This window comes from Cyclobacterium roseum, from assembly GCF_010119225.1.
In the GTDB taxonomy this organism is placed as follows: Bacteria; Bacteroidota; Bacteroidia; order Cytophagales; family Cyclobacteriaceae; genus Cyclobacterium; species Cyclobacterium roseum.
The window spans coordinates 1-23,746 of sequence record NZ_WNKF01000004.1; the positions used below are offsets into that span (position 1 = coordinate 1).

Genomic DNA, 23,746 nt, shown 5'->3' on the forward strand with positions numbered 1-23,746 from the left:
GAGCTACGAACACCCTTATATTCACTTAAATTCCTTATATGGTTAAAAAAAAGGGGAACCATATAAGCGATATAAGGGCATGGAAGGAGCTACGAACACCCTTATATTCACTTAAATTCCTTATATGGTTAAAAAAAAGGGGAACCATATAAGCGATATAAGGGCATGGAAGGAGCTACGAACACCCTTATATTCACTTAAATTCCTTATATGGTTAAAAAAAAAGGAACCATATAAGCGATATAAGGGCATGGAAGGAGCTACGAATACCCTTATATTCACTTAAATTCCTTATATGGTTAAAAAAAAAGGAACCATATAAGCGATATAAGGGCATGGAAGGAGCTACGAATACCCTTATATTCACTTAAATTCCTTATATGGTTAAAAAAAAAGGAACCATATAAGCGATATAAGGGCATGGAAGGGGCTACGGTCAGCTTATATTTTCTTAAATACCTTATATGGTTTAAAAAAAAATGTAATAATCTAATATTTTTTATGAGAAAGGCTTAATTTTATTTGGATCCATAATTTTGAAGGCATGAGGATAACCAAGCGTTTCTTAACGGACCTGGTATATCAGGTCAATGGGGCCGCCATAGAGGTCCATAAAGCCCTCGGACCCGGGCTTTTTGAAAGTGTTTATCAAAAATGCATGATTCAAGAGTTTCGCCTGAGAGGCCTACACTTCCAGTCCGAGATACGGGTACCCGTAAACTACAAGGGCCACACCCTTGAAACAGCGTTGCGCTGTGATTTTTTTATTGAAAACATTCTGGTTGTGGAGCTAAAAGCCGTAGAAAAGGTATTACCTGTTCACGAAGCCCAGCTTATCACCTACATGAAACTTCTGAATTCCCCAGAAGGCTTGCTAATCAATTTTAATACCAGCCATATTTTTAACGAAGGCCAGAAAACCTACGTGAATGAACTATATAGAGATCTCGAGGATGAGTGATTGAAAAACTAAAAGGAAAAAATCTAACAACAGGCTACATGGTTTAAAAAAAATGGAACCATATAAGGGATATAAGGACATGGAAGGGCCTGCGAACAAGCTTATATTTTCTTAAATAACTTATATGGTTTTAAAAAAAAGGGGAACCATATAAGCGATATAAGGGCATGGAAGGAGCTACGAACACCCTTATATTCACTTAAATTCCTTATATGGTTAAAAAAAAGGGAACCATATAAGGGATATAAGGACATGGAAGGGGGCTCCAAACACCCTGATATTCCCTTAAATTCCTTATATGGTTTAGAAAAATTGAAACCATATAAGGGATATAAGGACATGGAAGGGGCTCCAAACACCCTGATATTCCCTTAAATTCCTCCCATGTGGGAAAAGCCGCCTGCCAACGGTGTAACAAACGCCCCTATGCCCACCTGATCGCTGAGATAAATCGGCTGATCGCCGATGGGGTGCACCGGGCCAAACCTTCCGCAATACGAAGAATAAAGCTTTTGACAGTTTCTACCAAAAATATTTCCTAACTTACTGAGTATCTATTCACTTGTGCTGATTTGGTTTTTTACGATCAAAACTCCCATTTCCTGATCACCTAACGATAAACGACCATGAATAAAATAATCGTAGGAATGCTTGCCCTTGGTTTGGTTGCCGTATCCGTACAGGCGCAGCAGGCAGATGTGAGAGCCGCTAAGCGAGCACTGGCCGCATACAATCTCGATCCTCATGCTTCTAAAGAAAGGCTTCGCGAAGCAATCGAGGCCATTTTGCCGGAGCCTACTGGTGAAGATGTTTCCGATCCGAAATACTACATCCTGAAAGGGGAAATATTGAACACGCTGGCGACACAGATCGTAACTGTGAAACAGACCGGCCTGGGTTCTCTAGAGGAACTTCCGCAGGTAGACGGGGTAGCGCTAAAGGCTTTTAAAGCCTTGACAACGGCTGTGGAAAAGCATGCGCAAGCTGTAAATTCGCCTGGTTATCTTCTTCGGGACGCGATAAAAGGTATCCAAGAAGCGCAAGCCCACCTGTACAACTTTGGGGTATACGCCTTCGAAGTCCAGGACTACGGATCGGCTTATCTACACTTCTCGTTGGGTCTGGCTTCCCATGAAATCCTAAAGAAAGAAGGCCAGGGAAGCGTGTTGGATGATGCTTACGCCATGATGGACCAGAAATACATTACGGGCCTGGCGGCCCTTAACAACCAGATGCCCGAAGCGGCCAAGCCGCTTTTTGAAGAACTCTACCAGGCGAATTACGATAATCCAGCTATCTATGAAGCCTTGTATACCGTCCATGCCAGCGGCGAAGCCGCTAACTTGGATGCCGCCTATTGGTACCTGAAGACCGGTCGGGAAAGATATCCCGATGACGCATCCCTGCTGTTTGCCGAAATCAATCACTTCCTGAAACAAAACCGACTCGATGAACTCATTGATAAATTGAAAACGGCCATTATCCGAGAACCAAACAACCCGGCACTCTATATCACGCTGGGCGGCGTATACGATAACTTGTACCAGCGCGAATCCGCTTCCGGAAACAGCGACAGGGCAAGTAATTACTTCGACCAAGCCTTCAATTATTACAATCAGAGCCTGGAAAAAGATCCAACCAATTTCGACGCACTGTATAGCACCGGTACCCTGTACTACAACCGCGCTGCTACCCTGACCATGGCACTCAGTGAACTGTCCTCCGACAGTAGCACGGCGGGTATGGAGAAATACGAAGCCATGGAAGCCGAGGTATTCGCTGCATTTGACAAGGCGCTTCCTTATTTCCAGAAGGCGGAAAGGGTCAATCCGAACAGCGTTGAGACGCTCATTGCGCTAAAGGAAATTTACGCCAGAAATAATGAACCGGAAACTTCCAATGCCTTAAACGAGCGCCTGGAGAACCTGCAGCATGGCGGCACCAATGAAACCTCTTTCTTCAATGGTTTCTAAAATACCTTATCGGGTTTAAAAAAAGAGGAACCATATAAGGGATATAAGGACATGGAAGGGCCTGCGAACAACTTATATTTTCTTAAACACCTTATATGGTTTAAAAAATAGGGAACCATATAGGGGCATATTAGGGGTTTCATTAAATTTAATTTTCTCAAGTTCCTTAATACAGTGTAAAAATGTTATTCCATATTCGAATACGGAATATTCACGATTATCAAACCAGGATAGCTTTGATTTAAGCACCAATTTGCTAAGGTTATATTTTTGCCTTCATAAAAAAATACGAACCCCTAGCTGATTTTATGCTGCATTAATTCCGCCAGGCTGTTGGTAAAGGGAAAGACTTCATCGGCGAGAGCGGGGGTTTGGGAGATTTCCGGATTGAGGCGTATAAGGGCGGCCGTTAATTCGGATTCTACCAATACTTCATTCACCCCCCGCTGAATTTCATGGGTGGATTTTGTATTCCCAGGCAGTCCCATAGCCCACTTTTTCTTCCTGCACACCAGAGGCATTCAAATTCACCCCACCTAGCTGGTGGATAATGTAATGTTCTACGCTATCGAGGTCATTAAATCCCATCAGCCACTTTGTGTGTTATTTAGCATATCCGTTTTTTGAGTTCCTCCACGGCAAGGTTTCGTTCTCGTGCTTTACCTACCCTGAGCGCATCGCACAGCGCCATTACTTCATAAAAAGCCTGATCTTTGAGGCAGGCCGCTGGCACACTTGGATAGAGAGGCTCAATGGCCTGACCTCTCACATTACCTTTATGGTGAGGCCAAACATAAGGCACATCACTCATGATCTCGTTGCTTAGCGGAGGTGCGGCATGGGCAGTAGGCACGCCTCTTGCCAATGCACCGGGCTGCTGAGGATATACATAGCGCAGCCCATATTGCAAAAAATCCATTGTCGCCTGTCGCATTACCTGCTTTTTGTTTTGAAAAAGCAACCCGGCAATGGACGAGCGATTAAGACTCTCGCTTACCTCACTTGCGCTTATCTCCAATTCCTGAGAAAGATCTTTCATGGTCCAGGCTTGCTCGTGTTTGATGGCGATTTTGAGTAAGATAACGATGTCCTGAGGCCGCATGCCACTGTGCTTTTTCATTGAATGCGTGTTTTGCTTTCAAGTAAAGATAAGATTTAAATTCTTAATTCGCGAATCGCGAATTGCAATAAATCAAAAAATGTGTATTTATAACTCCGATGCCTTTTATATGATTTACAAATAAATTGCTTGCTCGTAATCTCTTTTGGGGATTTGTACAGCAGTATTCTGACTTCCTTCAAATTTTGCAGACACATATCTTTGTGGGTAGATCATTCGTTTTGACATTTACGATTCGAGGAATGAAGGGTAGCTAATGGAATATTCCACGTTTGTTTTTACTATTATCTTTTAAAAATATCCCTTAAATGTTATAGGGACTGATGTGCAAATCGTGTCCAAACCTCCATTTTTAAGAAACATTTTTGCATCTTTTTCAAAGTTAAATAACCGGTACAAGTAATAGTCATTCGATTTTTGTTTTGAGAACTGCAACTCATTTCTAGAGAAAAAAAATGGCGTTTCCTTTCCCAGTTTGGTGGTCTTAACTTCGATGTACTTATCGGTGCCATTTGGGTTTTTTGAAAGAATGTCAAAGCCGGTTCCATCTCCCTCTTCCTTTGAAATCCACTTTACTTTATCAGCCAGATTTTCTCTCCCTGAAATCGTGAGTTGCCATTTTTCATATTCTATGACCATTTCTTCTCCCAGTAAGCCCAGATTCCTGTTTTTCTGTTCCTTTTCTAAATAATTAATTTTGATTGGGTTTCTGGTATAGGCCGGTGATGGTTCCTCAAATTTGTTAATTCCGGAGGGAGCTTCTACTATTAAGTTTTTAAAATTCTTTTTCGTTGATGTTTGATTTATTTCCTTTTCTGCAAATTGCTTGAATTGTTCCTCTATTGACTGATGATCTTTGAGATAACCAATTACTATTTCTTCTAATATCATCTGATAATTATAACGTGGTAAATACCCCTTTAGGTAAGGCTGACCAAGGTTGATCAAAACGGCACTGATGTTCTGGTGCTTAAATTCAATAGACCCTTCAGAACGACTTGAAAGCAAAGGCAGCAATTTTTTCCTGTGCTCTGACTTCTTGTATTCCTGACCGGACAATTCTTTTTTAAGCATGCTGAAATAATCAGCTACAATCAACTCCACTTCGATGTTAGACCATGCGCTCATTTTTTCTTTTAACTAAACTAACAGAAAGGGAAAACTGGTTTTTGAAGGAATTCCATATCCAGCATTTCCGGTTTGGTATCCTTCCCATTGATCCGGCTCATGTTATAGCTTCTTATTTCCGGTTCGTGAACGTCTGCCATGATAAAATTAATTTGTCTTACTGAAATACGGGTGTCTTTGAAATACCAAGGATGGAAGGCGTTAGCTACCCCTAATTTGTTTCGTATTCTAGTCCCGGGAATTTTTCAGTGAATTTATTGATAAGTTTGTATATGTTGCCGATTCCCCAATTTCTTGCAACATAATACCCTTCTCCTTTATAAATGAGCTCAGGAGCCTCATTTGCTCTGTATTTTCGGTACTTAATTTCCGTGTCTGTAAAATCTTCCTTTTTCTTTAACAGAAAAAAACTGCAACTTTTGTCCTCCCTTAAAAAGCTGATAACATTGTCGTCAATAAGGCCTTTGGCTTCCAGCAAGTTAATGGTCTGAAGTCCAATGTCAGATTTTTTAAAATTTCTGCTAAAAATTTCCCCATTGTATTTTAGGTTATAGGTACTTCGATCTCTGTCAGAGGATAAACTGTCCAGGGCTTCTTTAATATTTTCCCTTGTATCTTTTTCCTGTTCCGGATCAGAACTAATAGCGTACAGGGACGCCAATATTAATTTTTGATTTTTTTCCCAAAAACTGGATAATAGTTTTCTTTCCTCATTACCGAGTGCCATAATTAATTCCTGTTTGTGTCCATCAGCTTCTTCGTTAATCGAAGGTTGACTTAAGGATTTTAAATATTCGGTTAATATATTCTCTGTACGCGCTGAAATATTTTGGTTTAATGCGGGTTCAATCAAGTAATCTACAATAGATTGGTAATTAACTTGAATAAACTCTTTGCAGTTACATTCTGGCTCGGTTAGTTCTATTAGTTCAAGCGTTGAGATAGGGGTTAAGTAAATATAGATGACAATATTGTCCTCATTTTCTGAAGGATTAAAGTATCTGAAGTAGCTGTTCGTTTGGTCGTTGTTCTCTCTGCTTTCAACTTTATTTTCAATAACCAATCGTATGTTCTTCGTTTTTCCCGCAATTAAAAGGGTCAATTCAATATAGATGTCAAGTCTCCCAAAATTTTTAATCGAGTATTCTGGCTTAACGTAAAGCCTTTCAATGAAGTAGTCCTCTGTCACAAAAGAATTGAAAAGGTCGCGGTGCTTGCTTTTTAGCTTATCACTGCTAAATTTCAAAATAATGTCTAAAAATTTCTTGATCGGAAATTCGCCCAAATTATGGCTCTCCAGGTTCCCTAACAACCAGGCAAGAAATCCGCTATGGCTGATTTCCCTTCGGCTAACGCCCAATATTTCTGAAAATGACTTGGAATAGTAAAAGTTTTCCAACTTTTGGAAGTCGGGGTCATTCTTAAATTTTATAATCTCATCCCTGATTTGATCTATCGTGAAATTATCTGTCATTACTCTTTTCGATTCATCCTACTTGCTTACCCCCCAAAAACATTCCCAGGTAGCTTACTGCTTACAAAGCACCAGATCTTCCCAACTTCATTAGTCAAAAAATCCTGCATTTCCTCCCGTAAATTCCCTAACAAGATAGGGGAAATTTTTAGAACGGGGAAGTTGATGGGCCGGAAAAATTACCCCGCGACGCATCCCCAAAAGAGCTTATCGAAATCGTGCTAGGGACTACCTTCAATATCTGATCATTTTAAAGCCGGGAATAATAGCCCCAGTCGCTATTTTTTGGCCAACCTCAAAATAGAATTCCATTCATTGAGGGCTTCATCCAGGCGGGTAAATGCCTGGTTTCAGCTATTCAGCCACTTCTTAAAATCTGCGGAACGGTCGATGCTTACGATGGCGTCGAAAGGATCCTCGGTTTTGGGATTAAGTTCCAGCTTTACCCGGCCCCGGGAGTACGCCACCATGCTCGAAATGGCATCCATCTGGACCAGGTACTTTCGGTTGATCCGAAAAAAACAAGCGGGATCTAGTAGGGCTTCCAGCTTGTCGAGCGAATACTCCAGGGGAAAGCGACTTCCATCATGGGTGCGGATAAAAATACTTTTGTCCAACACAAAAAAATAGGCAATTTCTTCCACGTCCACTTTCTTGAGTTTTTCGCCTATTTGGATCAGGAAGCGTTTTTTATAGTCGGGTTGCCGCCCCTGCATCTGCGCCAACAGGGAATCGAAATCAATTCCCAGTGCCGATTTCATCTCCCGGTACTTTTGGAGGCTCTGGATCAGATCAGTCCTCCGGATGGGTTTTAAGAGGTAGGAAATACTGTTGAGCTGAAAGGCCCGGATGGCATATTGATCGTAGGCGGTAGTAAAAATGATGGGGGTGCTCACCTCCACCCGGTCGAAAATGCTAAAGCTAATCCCATCGGAAAGCTGAATATCAAGGAAAATAAGGTCTACCCGATTTTGCTGCAACCAACGGACCGATTCTTTGATGGAGCCCAGTTTGGCCATAATCCGAATATCCGCTGCGGTTTCCAACAATAGCGATTCCAGTTTCTCGGCCGCTATTTGCTCGTCTTCTATAATTAATACTTTCAGGCTATTCACCATCGATTAATGGAAGTTTTGCGATATAATAGTCGGTTTGCACAACGAAAGCGGGCTCTTCGGAACCTATCATCGCATACCGCTTAGTCAAATTTTTCACTCCCAGACCCGTGGAATGCCCCATGGATATCTTGGGCTGCAGATTATTTTTGACGATAAGGTAATTCCCCTGGCTGAAAATATCAATGCTCAGCGGCATGGATTCGTTAATTACGTTATGTTTGATGGCATTCTCAAGCACTACCTGCAGGGATAAGGGAGGGAGGAAAAATTTCAGTAGAGAAGCCGGGACATTAATGGAGTAGACCAGGTAATCCCCGTAGCGAATTTTCTGCAAAAACAGGTAGGAACGCATAAAATTCAGCTCTTTTTCCAGGGTGGCGACCGGCTGCTCAATGGTCTCCAGCACATAGCGGTAAATATGCGAAAACTCATCGATAAACTGCTGGGCCTTTTGGGTGTCTTTGTTTACCAGACCCGACAATACGTTCAGGCTGTTAAACATAAAATGGGGGTTTATCTGGCTTTTCAAAACCTCAAACTTGATTTGAGATAGCTCTTCCTCCAGGTTTTTGGCCATTTGTTCGACGCGCTTGTGTTGCGTAAAAAACAGCCAACCTTCGAGAATGGAGGCCATTAGGATGTTAACCACGCTAAATATCAATGCGTTGCTTATATAAACTCCACGTAATTCTTCAGCATAGGGTGATACGAAGTGGGCAAACGAGGTAAAAGCGACGGAAACCACCATTGCTACGCTTACTGAAAAGACCAATTGAATTAGTATCCGCTTGAAAGTGGCCAGGCTCCATGGGCTCACCCGGTTCAGAAAACGAATAAAAAACAAATTGGAATAGGCCAATAAAAATCCGGCAATAAGGGTAAATACCAGTCCACGGAATAGCCGGTAAAGAAAGTATCCGAAATCAGACAACACATGATAACCCGAGAAGTGATTGTAAAGAATGATGATCAATTGCACCCCCAAAGAAAAACCGATTAAAAACTGCAGGAGGTTTTTGAAGGATAGTAATTGATGGATCGACTTTACGTTCATTAAGGATATCTGATTTCCTGTCAAAGATAAAATGATTTGTTTTGTCTGGCTTCCTGGTGAGAAAAGAATTGATTCCTTCCCTTCAAAAAAGGAAAAGAAACCGGATTGTGCTTCCTAATCCGGCTTCCATCCCTTCCTATTTTAAAATCGCTTGACCAAGCCTATCCGAACGGAGACATATTGGAAGTTTAGTTCGGTACGGACACCCTCAACATCTGCATCTCGGTTGAGTACATTGAATTTTACTCCCGGGGTCAAACTCCAGTTGGTTCCGATGGGCAGATAAATGCCTCCGGCCAACTGCCAACCCAAGCCGTGACCGGTATCGTTGATAATTTCCCCATCGCTGTTTTCGATTTCGATGTGGTTGTACAATCCTCCGGCTCTTACAAAGTAATGTACTGGCGAATTCCCAAAAGGGTGCCGGAATTGGAAGCCGAAAACATAGCCGGTTTCCTCAAAATCCACTTCATTTCCAGCAAACGATTCGTCCGCGCCAAATCGGTTCCAGCCCCAGCCTGCATAGGCACCCAAGTGCGGCATAAACCGATAATGTAAGATTCCTTCAAACCCAAAGCCGGTGTTCAGGCTGGTTCCACCTGGTTTTTGCGTTGCGACAGATACGCCGCTGTTGAGCTCAAAACCAAAACGTTTTTCGTTTTCCTGCGCATACGTGCTACCAGTCAATACCGCAAGAAAAAGCAGTGTAAATAATCCTTTAGTACTCATCGTTCCATTTTTTATAGGTTGATAATCAATTAACTATGAGACAAAAGTAGCTGCCGGCGTCCCGGGAATTAAATAAAGGATGCTAAGTGTGTTGTTTATCTGTGCGAAGTTGTAAATGATCCGGTTGAACGTGTTTTGGTCGCTAAAATAAAGCCCGTGCCAGCCAAAATCCCGAGCACTAATCATCAGGTAACGAGGTTATTTGGTTCCTTTCACCACAGATTCACGGCATTTTTTTCTTGATTTATTTGTGTTAGTCTGAGTAATCCCTGGTTAGTCGTTTTCTGATAAAAACTACAACAAAAAATGGGGAACCATATAAGGCATTGAAGGTCATGTAAGGTGGTTTGCAACCACTGCAGTGCTCTTATAGTTCTCCGATGGTTCCAATTCTTTTTAACGTATAGGAATTTAAGCTCTCATTAGTCCGTGCGCATTTGCTTCTATGCCCTTATATCACTTATATGGTTTTTTTGTGCTTTTTTATCTGTGCTAACCTGAGTAATCCGTGGTTAATCTTTTTCTGGTATAAAACTAAAACCTTAAATGGATAACCATATAAGGCATTGAAGGTCATGTAAGTTTGTTTGTAGCCACTGCAATACACCTATATATTTTCCCTATGGTTCCAATTATTTTTAACCATATAGGAATTTAAGCTCACATAAGTCTGCTCGCATTCCCCCTTATAAGGCCTTATATCACTTATATGGTTTTTTTGTGTTTTTTTATCTGTGCTAACCTGAGTAATCCGTGGTTAGTCTTTTTCTGATAAAAACTAGAACAAAAAATGGGGAACCATATAAGGTATTTAAGGTCATGTAAGGTTGTTTGTAGCCACTGCAATGCACCTATATATTTTCCCTATGGTTCCAATTATTTTTAACGTATAGGAATTTAAGTGCGCATTAGTCTGCTCGCATTCCCTTCTATGCCCTTATATCACTTATATGGTTTTTTCCCATGTTTATCTGTGCTACTTGTTGTGCATAAAATTATTCCGTAGCAGCCTCATACGCCTCCTTACCGCCCACTACCGGGAGCTGCAGGGAGCTTTTGTCCAGGTCTACCGTCAGTTCGGTGCCGGGGTCGGGCCAGAGGGTGAATTCCTTGTCGCTGGAAAAGATCAGCAAGCCGATCTGCTGCCCCCGGGGAATTACCTGATCGTCGGGCTGCAGTTCGAACGATAATGTGTAAAACCTGCCCGGTTTCAACGGCTCGCTTTCGGTTAAGGAACGATGATTTTGCGGATCGGCCCAGCCCCGGGTGATGATATTGTCGGTAATCTTTGCATTTTTCCCTTCGTTCCAGGGCAAGGATACCAGCCAAACAGAAAGGTTGGCCGCCGCCTTGCTGGACGCCACCCGTATGCTCATCTCGGCCAATCCCGACAGGTGCAAGTCCTCCTGAAGTTCCGGGCTTACAAACAACAGCCGGTGATCGGTCAACTCCGCCCTGGCCAGGGAGGCTCCATCAAATGAAAAGTTATCGACCAAGGTCTCTTTACCCTGTCGGGCGGGTTTCTCCAGGTGCAGCTTTCCGACTGCCGGAGCGGCTCCTTCCAAAAAAAGCGACACGGCTTCCGATTGGGGATGGGGGTAGGCTTCATAGGGGCTGGGATTGTCTTGAGGATCTCCTTCCCGGACGATCCATACTTTCGGATCTTCCTCCACCTCATTTTCTATACCATGCAGGTAGCGGGTAAACCAACGGTTCATCATCCGCATGGGCGGGGGGCCCCCATGCCCATCCTGATGGTAATACAACTGCACCGGCAGGCCCATGGATTCGGCCTTTTTATAGATGCGGTAACTGTGTTCGGGCATCACGTTCCAGTCATTGAAGCCATGGGACATCAGCATGGCGGCCTTCATGGGCTCCATCTGGTTCAGGTAATCCCGACCGGCCCAAAAATCGTTGTAATCGCCGGTGACCCGGTCCATGCCTGCTTTCATTTCGGTATCGCGGATACGGGCATTGTTTCCGGCACGTTTGGCCGTATCCCCGCTGTGAATGAAATCGTACAGCACGTCAATATCTTCTCCCAGGTACCCGCCAGGGGATCGCACCAGCCCATGGGAGCGGTAATAGTGGTAGTAGGAGGTATTGGGGGCAATGGGAATGATAGCCTCCAGCCCCTCCACTCCGGTGGTGGCCGCCGCCAGGGGAATGGTGCCGTTATAAGAAGTGCCGGTCATGCCCAACTTGCCCGTGGACCAATAGGCCTCCACGAGTTCCCCGCCTTGAGGCTGGGTATAGCCTTTGGCCCGCCCACAGAGCCAATCGATCACGGCTTTGGGGGCAAGGGATTCGTTTTTGCCACCCACGGTGGGAGCACCCTGGGAAAGGCCTGTGCCGGGGGAAGAAGAATGCACCACGATATATCCCCTGGGAACCCAGGTTTTGATGTGGGAGTCGGAAATAAAGGGCCGGTTATTGATGGGAGTTACTTGAGGAGAGACCCTTTCTTCCGGCGGGGAACCCAGTTCGTGACGCACATCCCAAAACAGGCCGTCCACATCCGGTGCCACCCCGGCAAAATAGGGGCTGCTCACGTAAATGACCGGAAGCTTCAAGCCCTGGTATTCGGTCTGGTAGGGGCGGGTCACGGCCACGTGCATGCGGTCGGGTCGGCCATCGGCATCAGAATCGAATTCCGTCTCTACCCAGAGATCGTGCCGCACCCATCGGGCGGGATCCATGAAAGCAGGTACTTCCTGGGCCTCCCCGTTTATGAAATAAGGTTTTGCCTCCGATTGGGCGGAGAGGGGTTGGACAATAAGACCGCTTGCCAGTAGGAGACAAAGGATCAGTAGGGGCTGTAAGCTTTTCGATCGGTTGTTCATGGCTTAAAAATAGGAATTTTTTGAAATAAAAAAGCCCGGCTACCAAGGCAACCGGGCTTACTTACGTTTTCCCTTGTTAATTAATTACTTCCCGGGCTTGGCGCAGGCGTATCGGGTGCCTCTAAGCCTAGTTTTGCAATCACGAGATCGGTAAATGGATCGTCGTCTCTGGTATATAAAAGGATGGGCGCCTGCCCTGCCGAATCAGAAAACACATGGGTGTAGTTATTTTCCGCGGCTACTGCATTAATGGCGTTGTATACCTTGGTTTGAACAGGTTCCAGTAGCTCCTGCAGCTTGCGCTGGTAAGAAGACTGTGCATCTTGTTCAAATTTCTGGATTTCCTGTTGCAAACTTTGAAGTTCCTGCTCTTTGGTCGCACGTGCTTCTTCGGTCATGGTTTGAGCCGACTGTTGATACGTTTGTACCTGTTGCTGAAAATTCTGACTTTTGGTTTGAATCTGCTGCCCCAGCTGATTGCTGTAATCCTGGATATCAGCATCGATTTGCTCCATCTCTGGCATCAGACTCATGATGTATTCGACATTGGTGTACCCGATTTTCAGATCTTGAGCACTGGCTACAAATCCAAAGCAAAAGAGGACTATTGCTGATAGGATGATTCTTGCTTTCATAATTGTTAAACTTTGTTAATTTTAATTGTTTTCTTCTAATCCTAATTCTTCTATGATAAAATCCGAGTAATCATGCCTTGGATCCGTATAAATAATGGACGTAGGGCTGGTCGCTTTGTCAAACAAAATGGCCAACCCGTTCCGCTTGGCTACCCGGTCTATCGCATCGTAAATGGTGGACTGCAGGGGCTGAAGCAATTCCGACTGTTTCTGGTATAATTGGCCATTTTCGCCGAATATTCGATTGTTGAAGGCTCTGGCTTCCTGTTGTTTTTCCCGGATCAATGCCAACCGCTCCTGATACATCTCGTCTGTCAATAAAACCTGCTCTCCCTGTAGGTCACTATACATTTGCTGGATTTCATCTTCCAAATTTTGTGCCTCTTTTCGCCACTCCGTACTTACCGCCTCCATTTCCTCCTGAATCTTCTTGTAGTCCGGATGTTTGTTCAGAATATATTCGGTATCTACATAGCCCATTTTCTGCGCTGACAGGAGCATGGGGAAAAGGGAAAGCAAAAGTAACAATTTCAGCGATTTTTCCATAATTATCTGAATTGTTGCCCGATGGTAAAGTGGAACATGCCGCCACTTGGCCCTGGATTGGGATTGGCAAGGGTTGGCACTTCGTCAAATCCATAGCCCCAATCAATTCCCAGCAGGCCGAAAGCCGGCATAAATATCCGGGCACCAAAGCCGGCAGATTTTTTCAGGTCATACGGATTGTAGTCGGCATAGTTGCCCCAGTTGTTTCCCGCTTCGGCAAAGCCCAGCAGGAAGATGGTAGCCGAAGGATTGGGCGATACCAGAAACCGCAGCTCCATTACGTGCTTGTTATACACCACCCCTCCGTAAGGAATGGGGGCATTGGCTTGTCCACGGAACTCTCTTCCCGGGGTGATGGACTGATTTTCATACCCGCGAAGTCCTACGATTTCCTGTCCAAGCGCAAAGTTATTCATGTTCATTCCATCGCCTCCCAGTACAAAGCGCTCCAGCGGAATGATACCGATCCGATCTCCGTAGGAACCTACAAAACCCAGGTGGGTTCGGGCACTGAGCACCAGCTTATTCGATCCGAATAATGGGGTATACAGCGAGGCATCAAACATCCACTTATGGTATTCCAGCCACTGGTATTTTTCCTCGTCCTGAGATTCCTGATTGATGTTCGGATTCATAGAGGTATAGGGTGGCGTAAGGGTCGCACTCAAGGTAATATTGGAGCCAAAACGAGGGTAAATGGGGTTATCAATGTTGTTTCGGGCAATGGTGGTGTTTAGCGCGATACTTCGGGCCGTACCGGTATTATAGCTCAGGCCGAAGAAATTACCGTATTCATCAAAATCGTAGACCTGAAACTGCAGGCTATTACTGACCTGGAAGTAATCATCCGGCCAGGTAACCCGCTTGGCCAGCCCGATGGTGGCACCGGTAATCTTGAAAGAACCCAGTTCCTGCCCGAAATTATTCCGGTTGAAGAAATCGATCTGCCGCTGCACCGAATGGTTAAAGCTAAAGCTAAGGGCATTCGGCTTCCTTCCTCCAAACCAGGGCTCGGTGAAGGACATGCTGTAGTTCTGAAAGCTACGGCCGTTTGCCTGTACCCGCAGGGAAAGCTTCTGCCCATCTCCTACCGGCAGGGGTCGCCACTTCGAGAAGTCCTTGATATTTTTGATGGAGAAGTTATTGAAGGTCAGTCCTACGGTACCGACGAAGCCAAACAAGCCTCCCCAGCCTCCGGAGAGTTCGATCTGATCGTTTGGCCGCTCTTCCAGTCGGAAGGTGATGTCCACGGTGGCATCCTCAAAATTGGGACGCATGTCCGGCTCGATGTTTTCCGGGTTGAAGTAGCCGATCTGGGAAAGCTCCCGGATGGTTCGGACCAATGCACTTCTGTCAAATTTCTGCCCCGGGAGTATGCGGATTTCCCGCATGACCACGTGGTCACTGGTCCGCTCATTACCTTCGATGGAAACGCTGTTTACCGTTACCTGCGGCCCTTCAAATATCCGCATCTGAATGTCAATGGAATCGGCCTGCACGTTTACTTCTACCGGATCAATGGTAAAAAACAGGTACCCATTGTCCTGGTAAAGCGAACTGACATCATCCCCTCGTTGAGGGTCGTAGTTCAGCCTTTTGTCTAGTTTTTCCTTGTCGTAGACATCCCCTTTGTTGATACCTAATTTGGCCTGAAGTTCTTGATCGGAATGAATGTAATTCCCCGAGAAGGTGATGTTTCGGTAATAATATTGCTGCCCTTCTTCTATGTCAATATCGATATTGATCCGGCTGTCGTCAAAGCGATATACGCTATCTGAAAGGATTTCGGCATCCCGGTACCCGCGACTGTTATAAAAATCAATGATCGCATCTTTATCATCCCGGTAGTCGCTTCGGACAAACTTGGACCCGTTAAAGAAGTTGAGTTTAAAATTTTTGTTGATGTATTCCCTGATCTGATCTTCCGTGACGGGGTTTCGTTTGGCAATGGCATTTCCCACGTTTTTTGGGCTGGCATTAAGCAATCTGGAAACCAGGTCTTTAAAAATATACACCCGCGCATGTTCGTTGGTCCCTTTCATCTTTTTCTTGATACGGGGAGCCGCGATGTTGTCATTTCCTGCAATGCGAATTTCGTTGATTCGTACTTTGCTCTTCTTTTCCACGTCAAAGCGCAGCTTGACGCTATTGGGCAGGGTGGTGTCGCGTTCCTGAATTACTTTTACTTCTGCATTCAGAAAGCCTTTGCCTACAAAATATTCACGAATATTCCGCTCGGCGGTGTTCAGAACATCGTCCCTTACCACTCTCCCGCGGATATTTACCTTGTCCTCCAGTTCACCCTCCTGAGTTTGGTTGACGCCGGAAAACTCTACCCGGCTGAAGCGGGGTCTTTCGGTCAGGTCCAGGAGCAGGTAGATGTCATCGCCTTCGATTTTGGTTACCAGGATTTTTACATCCCCGATGATTCCCTGGGACCACAGTTTTTTGAGGGCTCCGGAGATGGCATCTCCGGGAACGGTAATCTCGTCATCTACCCGAAGTCCTGCCAGGGAGATGATGGCCGTTTCATCCAGGGTACTCAGGCCCACTGCTTCTATTCCGGCAATCCGATAGGTTTTTGGATTGGAATAGTCCAAATCTATAATATCCACCGGCTCCTGACGGCTAAACCGGCTTTGTCCCAATCGAATCTGGGCTTCTGCCACTCCGGTCACTAGCAGCAAGTAAATAATCAGTAAATAGTTTCTCATTTCAAACGATAAGTTTAACTCCTAATCCCGGGGACTAGAAAGCTGTAATTACCCGAAAATACAGTTTTCTTTTCGGGCGTTTGTTGTCATTAGGAGGGCTTAATCTGGGCACCGGTTTTGCCAAACCTTCTTTCCCTTTTCTGATAGGCCAAAATGGCTTCATGCAGGTGTTTTTTTCGAAAATCCGGCCACAATACCTCTGTGAAGTAAAGTTCGGTGTATGCCAGCTGCCACAACATAAAGTTGCTGATCCTGATTTCACCACTGGTGCGAATCAACAACTCGGGATCGGGAATTCCGCTGGTATTCAGAAAGGAAGCAATCGTTTCCTGGCTGATTTCCTTTTCCGGAAATTCCCCGCTGACTACTTTTTTGACAATTTCCCGTACCGCCTGGGTGATTTCCCAGCGTCCGCTGTAGCTAAGGGCCAGCACGACTGTCATACCGGTATTGGCCGCCGTCTTTTCCTTCCCCAGGGACAGGTGTTCCCTGCATTTTCCCGGGAGGCTTTCGGTATCGCCAATGGTGCTCAGGCGAATGTTATTCTCCATCATGGTGGGCACCTCATCAGTAATGGCCTGCACCAGGATTTCCATCAATGCATCCACTTCTTCCTTTGGTCGGGACCAGTTTTCGGTAGAAAAGGCGTACAAGGTAATGTATTTCACTCCCAGTTCGGCAGCCCCCTCAATGGCATCTCGTACCGCCGCAATGGCATTCCGGTGACCGAAGATGCGCATGGCTCCCTTCTTCTGAGCCCATCGTCCATTGCCATCCATAATTATGGCTATGTGTTGAGGGATCTTCCCCTTATCAATCACTTCCTTCATTCCTATGTACGGTTCCAATTTGTAATGAATCACAAAAATGACACTTCTTTTTCAAAAATTCTATCCTGCGGTCAATTATTGTAAGGATAGCATTTTATCTGATGGAAGGAATAGCTGATCGTAACTCCTAAAAAATAGTACCAGTCGCGGTCTGAAAGGTTGCCAAAATTGATGGCATTGGGATCCAGTGCCGGACTTCCGGTGCCGGGATCGGTACGAAAACGGGGAAGTGCATTGGGGTCTGTGCTTATTTTATCCAGGTTGTCGGAAAAGGTAGCCTTGGCGCCTCCTTCAATGGATAACAACATCCGGTCCTTTAGCTTGTACTTAATGCCCATGCCAAAGGGTATAATGGCCGAAGTCATCCGGTAACTACCCGGCTGGGGGTCTGCGGAATAGGACTGTCCATCTCCGAAGAAGGTACCTACACCCAATCCAAGAAACCCAAACGGGGAAAATCGGGAAGGGGTCTGGTGGTTCATGTAATCCAAAAAATGGAATTCCATGGTCGCCGCCAGTTCTACCATGGTGCCGGTGAAATAGGCATTGCGAACCGCAGCCACCGGATCAATGGGACGAATACTATCCGCCGCATTAAGCCTGCCTACGGTAAGCCCTGCTCTCAGGCTCCAGGCATTGTCAAAATTTCGTCTGCCAAACAACGTTCCCTGAATACCCAGTTGGGTGGGGTCTATGGTTCGGATGATGTCTCCGGTATAGCTGCCCGCTCCCAATCCCAGTCCTACCTCGTATTGCTGCGCATGAGCAATTAGCCCATGAAGAACCAATACGGCGGTGAAAATGATCGTGTAATACCTGGTTTTATTCAAGTCGCTGCAATTTATAAACTACCTAACGAATAAAAAACCCGTGGCAGTATCTGCCGGGTTAAATATTGTTAAAACTAATTTCGCATGTCATAGCCCCAGTTTAACTTCTGCCTCAGCGTGTCGAAGAAGCTGTAATTCGGGAACTTAACCAATTTGGCAACAAATTTTTCTTTTTTGATTTTCAACTCCACGGAAGCGTCAATGGGCGTAGACCTGGAATCTAAAGATACCAGAAATTTTTCGCTTCTCCCCTCAATATTGAAGGTGATTTCGCTGTCATCGGAAACCACTATGGGACGCACATTCAGATTATGGGGACTGACGGGGGTAATCACAAAGTTCCTGGCGATCGGTGAGATCAAAGGCCCACCACAACTCAGGGAATAGCCGGTGGATCCGGTAGGCGTGGAAACGATCAATCCATCGGACCAGTAGCTGTTGAGGTAATCCCCATCAATATAGGTATGCACGGTGATCATGGAGGAGGTGTCCCGCTTGTGAATGGTAAACTCATTGAGTCCGAAATTCAGCCCGTCAAAAAGGGGAATACTGGATTCCAAACATACCAGGCTTCTGTCCTCCAGCGCATACCTGCCCGCCAGCAAATCTTGTGCGGCCAGGGCGATTTCCTCCTTGGCAATGGTGGCCAGGAATCCCATCCGGCCGGTATTGATACCCAATACAGGCACCTCCCACGAGCCTACGCGGGAAATGGTGTCCAAAAGCGTCCCATCCCCACCAATGGAAATGACAAAATCCATCGTTTCCATTCCGGTATTATCTTCGGGAAGGACAGAAATCGATTTCCTGCTACCCGTGTCTCGAATGGATGGATAAAGACTTTCAGTAACCCAGACGCCTTGTCCCTGCTTTTCAAAAACCTGAATTAACTGCTGTATATACGCATGAAACTCCGGTAAAATGTTGATGCCGTGCAGTAGGATGTTCATGTATAATCAAATGTCTAAAAATCGAAGCAGGTTTCCCAGCCGATCCTGCTCACCGCTGACGCCGCCATCTTCCTGGTAATGATCGATAATTTTATACCCGAAGCGTTCCAGGGTTGCCTTTATATGCCTTAATTCTACCTGATCGGTTTTCAGGGTTACTTTTATTTTACTATCATCCAGCGGGTCATTGGAAATAAAGCTGCTGAGGACTTTAGCGTTTTCGGATTCGACCACCCTGGCAATGTCATACAGGCTGTAATCGGTCATAAACATGGAGAGAATCAGCACCCCGCCGGGTGTTTGAATCGAAATCGAATCGGTAAAGGCCGTTACAGCATCCTCTTCCGTAACCACGCCCTGGTATTTCATTTCTTTATCCACCACCGCTACCATGCTCACCTGGTTTTCGGAGGAGATTCTCAGCACCTCGTATATGTGTCGGTCCAACTGCACCACACAGGAAGCCGCCAGGAGTTCCACTTCGCCAATGGTTAGATCCGGGTTGTTAATGTCGTATATGATCTCGTCTGTAATGAATCCCTTGAATCCTCCCTTATCTGCCACCGGCAAAATATTCGTTCGGATTTCTTCCATCCAGGATAGGGCCATCGTCACCTTGTCTGTGAATTTCAGGGGTGGGATCAAATGATTGATAAAGTCTAGTGCCCTCATGTAGCTAAAGGTATTAAAAGGATTCGAAAAATAAAACGCCTTCCAGCCCTGCTTGGTTCAAATCCGGTAGATTCCACCGGTTTTAGGAAAAAATAAGCGGCTTTTTGCCCGGTTCGCAGCCTGAATGACTCAGCTAGTGATCAATTGCTCCTTCTTTTCTTTGGCGTACAGTGCTATCCAGTTTTGAAGGAGTTTTTCTCCGTGCTGCGTAAGATGCGCCTCGGGGTGAAATTGAAGGCCCATCAGCGGCAGGCTACGGTGGCAAAATGCCATGAGCTCTCCCCGGTCGGTTTCCAGCAATACCTCCAACTCACCCGGAAGCTCCCTCAGCTCCAGCGAGTGGTAACGGGTCACTTCAAATCGCTCCGGAAGCCCCTTCAATACCGGATGCTGGTGCTTTTGATTTACCGTAGAGACCTTGCCATGCATGGGATGCTGGCTTTTCCGGAGACTTGCCCCAAAGTACAGACCCAGTGCCTGGTGGCCAAGGCAAACCCCCAATATCGGTAACCGGTGTACATACCGGGCTGTTATCGCCATCAGGTTGCCGGCAAAGGCCGGGGTTTCCGGTCCCGGTGACAAAACCATCGCCGAAAAATCCAGGGTTTCCAAATCAGCCAGGGATACATCGTTTCGGACCACCAGCACCTCTTCCCCGGACCTTCGGAGGTAGTCCGCCAGCATGTGCGAAAACGAATCGAAATTATCAATTAACAGGATCACCAATGGAGCTGTTTACGAGTTCTTTAATAGTAGCAATGGCTGCATCGATGATGGGGGTATAGTCGTCCAGAAAGGACACCATGGCGGGCGCGATGGGTACCACCATGGGATAAATGACCGATCCCTGCCGCATTTCCTCGGGCACCTCAAACTCAAAGGAATGGGCCACCCAAATCAGCAGGCTGATCATAATGGACCATTTAAGCAATCCCAAAATGCTGCCGGCAAAATTGTCGAAGGTACCCAAAATGGTCAGGTCCAGGACTTTCTTAACCAAATAGGCCAAAATACGGATCGTGATGGTCACGGCCAGAAAGATCAGAATAAAGGCCACAAAAGGCAGCATAAACGTCAAACTCTCCACCCGCTCGGCCAACAATTCGGCACCCCAATGCATAAACCTAAACGCCAGTATAATACCAATAAAAAAGGCCAGAATAGACAAAAGACCGATAAACAGCCCCTGCCGGTATCCGCTAAAAGCCCCTACAGCCAACATGCCCAGTATGATAAGATCGATGGTGCTCAAAACCGGGATTAGGAATTAAGCAGGGCCTTGACCTTTTGCGAGATAAGCTTGCCGTCTGCCTTTCCAGCCAGTTTCTTGGTAGCTACTCCCATGACCTTGCCCATGTCCTTTGGTCCTTCTGCTCCCGTTTCGGAAAGTATGGATTTCAATTCTGCCTCCAGTTCTTCTTCCGACAGCTGCTGAGGAAGGAATTCCTGGATGACCTGCAGTTCGGAGTTTTCAAGAGCGGCAAGGTCTTCTCTACCCTGCTTTTCAAAAATCTCTAAGGAATCTTTTCGCTGTTTGGCGGCCTTGGTCAATAGCTGGACTTCGTCCTCTTCGGACAAGCCTTTGTCCCCACTCCCTTTGGTTTCTTCCAGGAGAATCAGCGATTTAATGGCTCTCAGCGCCCGCAACCGGTCCTTGTCCCGGGCCAGCATCGCTTGTTTGATCTCTTTTTCGATGTCGATTTTTAAACTCATGGTATGTTAATTTTCAGTTCGGTTTCTCTTGTGTCGAGCGACCCGAATGCGGATCAGTAATAAAAAATCAAACGCCTAAACTTCGGCCCAATTACCATTGTTTACGCAATATATTTAATTTAGTGCAAAATTAACGCATATTTGGAACATGACGAAATTAAGTGTCAACATAAATAAAATCGCCACCCTGCGAAATGCCCGGGGAGCCAATAATCCGGACCTGGTAAAAGTGGCCCTGGACGCAGAGCGATTCGGTGCCCAGGGCATCACCGTGCATCCCCGGCCGGACGAGCGGCATATCCGATACACCGATGTAATGGCCCTGAAAGACCACATACAGACGGAATTTAACATAGAAGGCTATCCTGACCGACGTTATATGGAGATCATTCGGGAAGCCCGCCCGGCCCAGGCCACCCTGGTGCCCGACCCCCCCGAAGCCATTACATCCAATACCGGCTGGGACACGGTCAAACACCAGGAAATGCTTCGAGATATCATCGCGGAATTGCACGAATATGGAGTCAGGACCTCGATTTTTATCAATCCGGAAACCAAATACTTTGAAGCGGCCAAAGCTACCGGTACCGACCGGGTAGAGTTGTATACCGAACCCTATGCCAGCGGGTATCCTCAAGACCGGGAAAAGGCAGTGGCCCCGTACATAGAGGTAGCTAAGCTGGCACGTGAACTCGGCCTGGGGCTAAATGCCGGACACGATTTGGACCTGCACAACCTGAAGTTTCTAAAAGAAAGCATTCCCTACCTGGACGAGGTGTCCATTGGCCATGCCCTGGTCTGCGATGCCCTTTACTATGGCCTGGAAAATACCATCCAACTGTACCGTAGGCAGTTGGAAGAATAAAAACAGAATAAGATGAAACTCAATTTTAAAAAAAGCGGCAAAGGCAAACCCTTTCTCATCCTTCATGGACTATTTGGATCCGCAGACAACTGGATGGGAATCGCTAAAAACCTGGAGGAAAGCTATACCTTGTACCTTATTGATCTCCGCAACCACGGTGACTCCCCGCATTCCGATGAATGGAATTACCAGGTAATGGCGGAGGATCTCCGGGAATTGCTGGATGCAGAGGGATTGGATAGCGTGTACCTGCTGGGCCACTCCATGGGAGGAAAAGCAGCCATGAAACTGGCACTGATGTACCCGGACAGGGTGGAGAAATTGATTGTGGCCGACATTGCTCCCAGGCCCTATCCCGTTCACCACCAGCACATTCTGGAAGCCCTAAACGCCGTGGACCTGGATACCAGCGATTCCCGAAAGGCGGCAGAAGCACAATTGGCCGAATACATTGATGAAAAAGGCATCCGGCAGTTTCTATTGAAAAACCTGACCCGTACCGAGGAGAAATTTGCCTGGAAGATCAACCTGCCGGTGATCACTGAAAAGATAGAAAATGTGGGAGAGGCCATCGAATCGGACAAACCTTTTGAAAAGCCGGTCCTGTTTATGGGCGGAGCCAATTCCGATTACATCAAAAGCAGTGACAAGGAAGCGATAGAAACGCTTTTTCCTGACAATCGCATCATCCACCTCAAAAATGCCGGTCATTGGCTTCATGCAGAACAACCGGAAGCGGTAGTGGCTACTTTGAAGGCCTTTCTTGACGCGTAGGCCATCTCGCCATTGAAAAAAAGCAGTAAGATTGGAAATGCACCTAAGTATCCGTTCAGACTGCCGCAGGTGCGCAAGCTATCTTCAATAAGCTATACTATTTAAGACCGCAACCTACCGTTGATGAGGGATCCCGTCATTGCGAGAATTAGCATTTAAAAAACGCAGAAATCGGGATGACGGTGTTCTTTCTCAACTCATTGAATTTCAATTTTTTAACAAACACGTCATCGGTAATAGGCAAATCCCCCTTTTTAAGGGGGCAAGGGGGATTTTTTCGGTAACATCTTAAAATATCAATTCGTTAATTGTTACTTATTTTGAAATCTTTACCGATTCCTGGCATTGCTGTCACAGCGAAAATTAACTTTTTAAAAAACGCAGAAATCAGGATGAAGAAGTGCTTTTTGTAATATATGGGAATCCTCCAGGCGAATATTTTTTTAATTCCTTATCGATTGGTTACATTTAAAATATTCGCAAAAAAAGAACCATGAACGGCCTAATTAAAAGCAGGGAACAGCTTAAGAAATGGAACATTCGTAGCAGTACGCTAACCCTGGCCATCTACATCCTTTATGGGGTGTTTTATCGCTTGGATCTTCCTTTATGGTATGAGTACTCCCTGATTACCATTACCCTTTTAAATCTGGTGCTGGTAAGTGTACTTCTATACATTAGTTTGGTGAAAAGGCATCTGGTGGATCATTTAAAAACGGCTGTGTTTTTAGGTATTTTTAGATTGGCAATCAATTTGGTATTGTTGATGCTGATTGTGAATAATAGCTTTTAACCTGATTTCTCTCAGTGACTA

General features: G+C 45.7%; 25 protein-coding genes. 5 read left to right on the top strand and 20 right to left on the bottom strand.

Features of this window, described 5'->3' with window-relative positions:
* Positions 1-544: 544 nt before the first annotated feature.
* Positions 545-961, top strand: a complete 417-nt coding sequence (locus GJQ68_RS06835) for a GxxExxY protein (protein ID WP_162416568.1) — start codon at positions 545-547, stop codon at positions 959-961.
* A gap of 626 nt (positions 962-1,587) precedes the next feature.
* Complete coding sequence (locus GJQ68_RS06840) at positions 1,588-2,934, top strand: tetratricopeptide repeat protein (protein ID WP_162416569.1); 1,347 nt, start codon at positions 1,588-1,590, stop codon at positions 2,932-2,934.
* Between the two features lie 296 nt (positions 2,935-3,230).
* On the opposite strand, the gene GJQ68_RS06845 is transcribed toward GJQ68_RS06840, so the two are convergent.
* The 20 genes from GJQ68_RS06845 to GJQ68_RS06935 form a co-directional block, all read right to left on the bottom strand.
* The gene (locus GJQ68_RS06845) at positions 3,231-3,374 is read right to left on the bottom strand and encodes a hypothetical protein (RefSeq protein ID WP_162416570.1); all 144 of its coding nucleotides are present in this window, start codon (positions 3,372-3,374) and stop codon (positions 3,231-3,233) included.
* Between the two features lie 13 nt (positions 3,375-3,387).
* The gene (locus tag GJQ68_RS23520; protein WP_262888103.1) at positions 3,388-3,522 is read right to left on the bottom strand and encodes a hypothetical protein; all 135 of its coding nucleotides are present in this window, start codon (positions 3,520-3,522) and stop codon (positions 3,388-3,390) included.
* 19 nt (positions 3,523-3,541) lie between these two features.
* Positions 3,542-4,054: a hypothetical protein gene (locus GJQ68_RS06850; RefSeq protein WP_162416571.1), complete on the bottom strand. Its 513-nt coding sequence runs from the start codon at positions 4,052-4,054 to the stop codon at positions 3,542-3,544.
* A 291-nt stretch (positions 4,055-4,345) separates the two neighbouring features.
* Positions 4,346-5,182: a DUF3883 domain-containing protein gene (locus GJQ68_RS06855; protein WP_162416572.1), complete on the bottom strand. Its 837-nt coding sequence runs from the start codon at positions 5,180-5,182 to the stop codon at positions 4,346-4,348.
* A 17-nt stretch (positions 5,183-5,199) separates the two neighbouring features.
* Positions 5,200-5,322 (bottom strand): hypothetical protein, encoded by a 123-nt coding sequence (locus GJQ68_RS06860; RefSeq protein ID WP_162416573.1) that lies wholly within the window; start codon positions 5,320-5,322, stop codon positions 5,200-5,202.
* 71 nt (positions 5,323-5,393) lie between these two features.
* Complete coding sequence (locus GJQ68_RS06865; protein WP_162416574.1) at positions 5,394-6,542, bottom strand: PD-(D/E)XK nuclease family protein; 1,149 nt, start codon at positions 6,540-6,542, stop codon at positions 5,394-5,396.
* A gap of 464 nt (positions 6,543-7,006) precedes the next feature.
* Positions 7,007-7,774 (bottom strand): LytR/AlgR family response regulator transcription factor, encoded by a 768-nt coding sequence (locus tag GJQ68_RS06870; protein WP_235941169.1) that lies wholly within the window; start codon positions 7,772-7,774, stop codon positions 7,007-7,009.
* Positions 7,764-8,828, bottom strand: a complete 1,065-nt coding sequence (locus GJQ68_RS06875) for a sensor histidine kinase (protein WP_162416575.1) — start codon at positions 8,826-8,828, stop codon at positions 7,764-7,766. Before GJQ68_RS06875 ends, GJQ68_RS06870 begins: the two co-directional genes overlap by 11 nt.
* Positions 8,829-8,969: 141 nt before the next feature.
* A complete protein-coding gene (locus tag GJQ68_RS06880; RefSeq protein ID WP_162416576.1) occupies positions 8,970-9,557 on the bottom strand; it encodes an outer membrane beta-barrel protein in 588 nt (195 codons plus the stop codon).
* 995 nt (positions 9,558-10,552) lie between these two features.
* Positions 10,553-12,403: a Xaa-Pro dipeptidyl-peptidase gene (locus GJQ68_RS06885; RefSeq protein ID WP_162416577.1), complete on the bottom strand. Its 1,851-nt coding sequence runs from the start codon at positions 12,401-12,403 to the stop codon at positions 10,553-10,555.
* Between the two features lie 80 nt (positions 12,404-12,483).
* Entirely contained in the window at positions 12,484-13,038 is a 555-nt protein-coding gene (locus GJQ68_RS06890) for an OmpH family outer membrane protein (protein ID WP_162416578.1), read from the bottom strand.
* A gap of 21 nt (positions 13,039-13,059) precedes the next feature.
* Positions 13,060-13,584: an OmpH family outer membrane protein gene (locus GJQ68_RS06895; protein WP_162342535.1), complete on the bottom strand. Its 525-nt coding sequence runs from the start codon at positions 13,582-13,584 to the stop codon at positions 13,060-13,062.
* A gap of 2 nt (positions 13,585-13,586) precedes the next feature.
* Positions 13,587-16,298, bottom strand: coding sequence for a BamA/OMP85 family outer membrane protein (locus GJQ68_RS06900; protein ID WP_162416579.1), 2,712 nt, complete (start codon positions 16,296-16,298; stop codon positions 13,587-13,589).
* Positions 16,299-16,387: 89 nt separating this feature from the next.
* Complete coding sequence (locus tag GJQ68_RS06905; RefSeq protein WP_162416580.1) at positions 16,388-17,128, bottom strand: isoprenyl transferase; 741 nt, start codon at positions 17,126-17,128, stop codon at positions 16,388-16,390.
* Between the two features lie 71 nt (positions 17,129-17,199).
* Entirely contained in the window at positions 17,200-17,958 is a 759-nt protein-coding gene (gene porG, locus GJQ68_RS06910; protein ID WP_162416581.1) for a type IX secretion system protein PorG, read from the bottom strand.
* A gap of 74 nt (positions 17,959-18,032) precedes the next feature.
* Positions 18,033-18,908, bottom strand: coding sequence for an NAD kinase (locus tag GJQ68_RS06915; protein WP_162416582.1), 876 nt, complete (start codon positions 18,906-18,908; stop codon positions 18,033-18,035).
* Between the two features lie 6 nt (positions 18,909-18,914).
* Complete coding sequence (locus GJQ68_RS06920) at positions 18,915-19,580, bottom strand: CBS domain-containing protein (protein ID WP_162416583.1); 666 nt, start codon at positions 19,578-19,580, stop codon at positions 18,915-18,917.
* Between the two features lie 129 nt (positions 19,581-19,709).
* On the bottom strand, positions 19,710-20,303 hold the full coding sequence (locus GJQ68_RS06925) for an anthranilate synthase component II (RefSeq protein ID WP_162416584.1): 594 nt from the start codon (positions 20,301-20,303) through the stop codon (positions 19,710-19,712).
* A complete protein-coding gene (locus tag GJQ68_RS06930) occupies positions 20,287-20,832 on the bottom strand; it encodes a CvpA family protein (RefSeq protein ID WP_162416585.1) in 546 nt (181 codons plus the stop codon). The genes GJQ68_RS06925 and GJQ68_RS06930 overlap by 17 nt, the downstream gene beginning before the upstream one ends.
* Positions 20,833-20,840: 8 nt before the next feature.
* A complete protein-coding gene (locus GJQ68_RS06935) occupies positions 20,841-21,293 on the bottom strand; it encodes a GatB/YqeY domain-containing protein (RefSeq protein WP_162416586.1) in 453 nt (150 codons plus the stop codon).
* Between the two features lie 148 nt (positions 21,294-21,441).
* On the opposite strand from GJQ68_RS06935, the gene GJQ68_RS06940 reads away from it, so the two are divergent.
* The 3 genes from GJQ68_RS06940 to GJQ68_RS06950 all read left to right on the top strand — a co-directional run bounded on the left by GJQ68_RS06940 (position 21,442) and on the right by GJQ68_RS06950 (position 23,725).
* Positions 21,442-22,158: a pyridoxine 5'-phosphate synthase gene (locus GJQ68_RS06940; RefSeq protein WP_162416587.1), complete on the top strand. Its 717-nt coding sequence runs from the start codon at positions 21,442-21,444 to the stop codon at positions 22,156-22,158.
* Positions 22,159-22,170: 12 nt separating this feature from the next.
* On the top strand, positions 22,171-22,932 hold the full coding sequence (locus GJQ68_RS06945; RefSeq protein ID WP_162416588.1) for an alpha/beta fold hydrolase: 762 nt from the start codon (positions 22,171-22,173) through the stop codon (positions 22,930-22,932).
* Positions 22,933-23,425: 493 nt separating this feature from the next.
* A complete protein-coding gene (locus GJQ68_RS06950; protein WP_162342524.1) occupies positions 23,426-23,725 on the top strand; it encodes a hypothetical protein in 300 nt (99 codons plus the stop codon).
* Positions 23,726-23,746 lie beyond the last annotated feature (21 nt).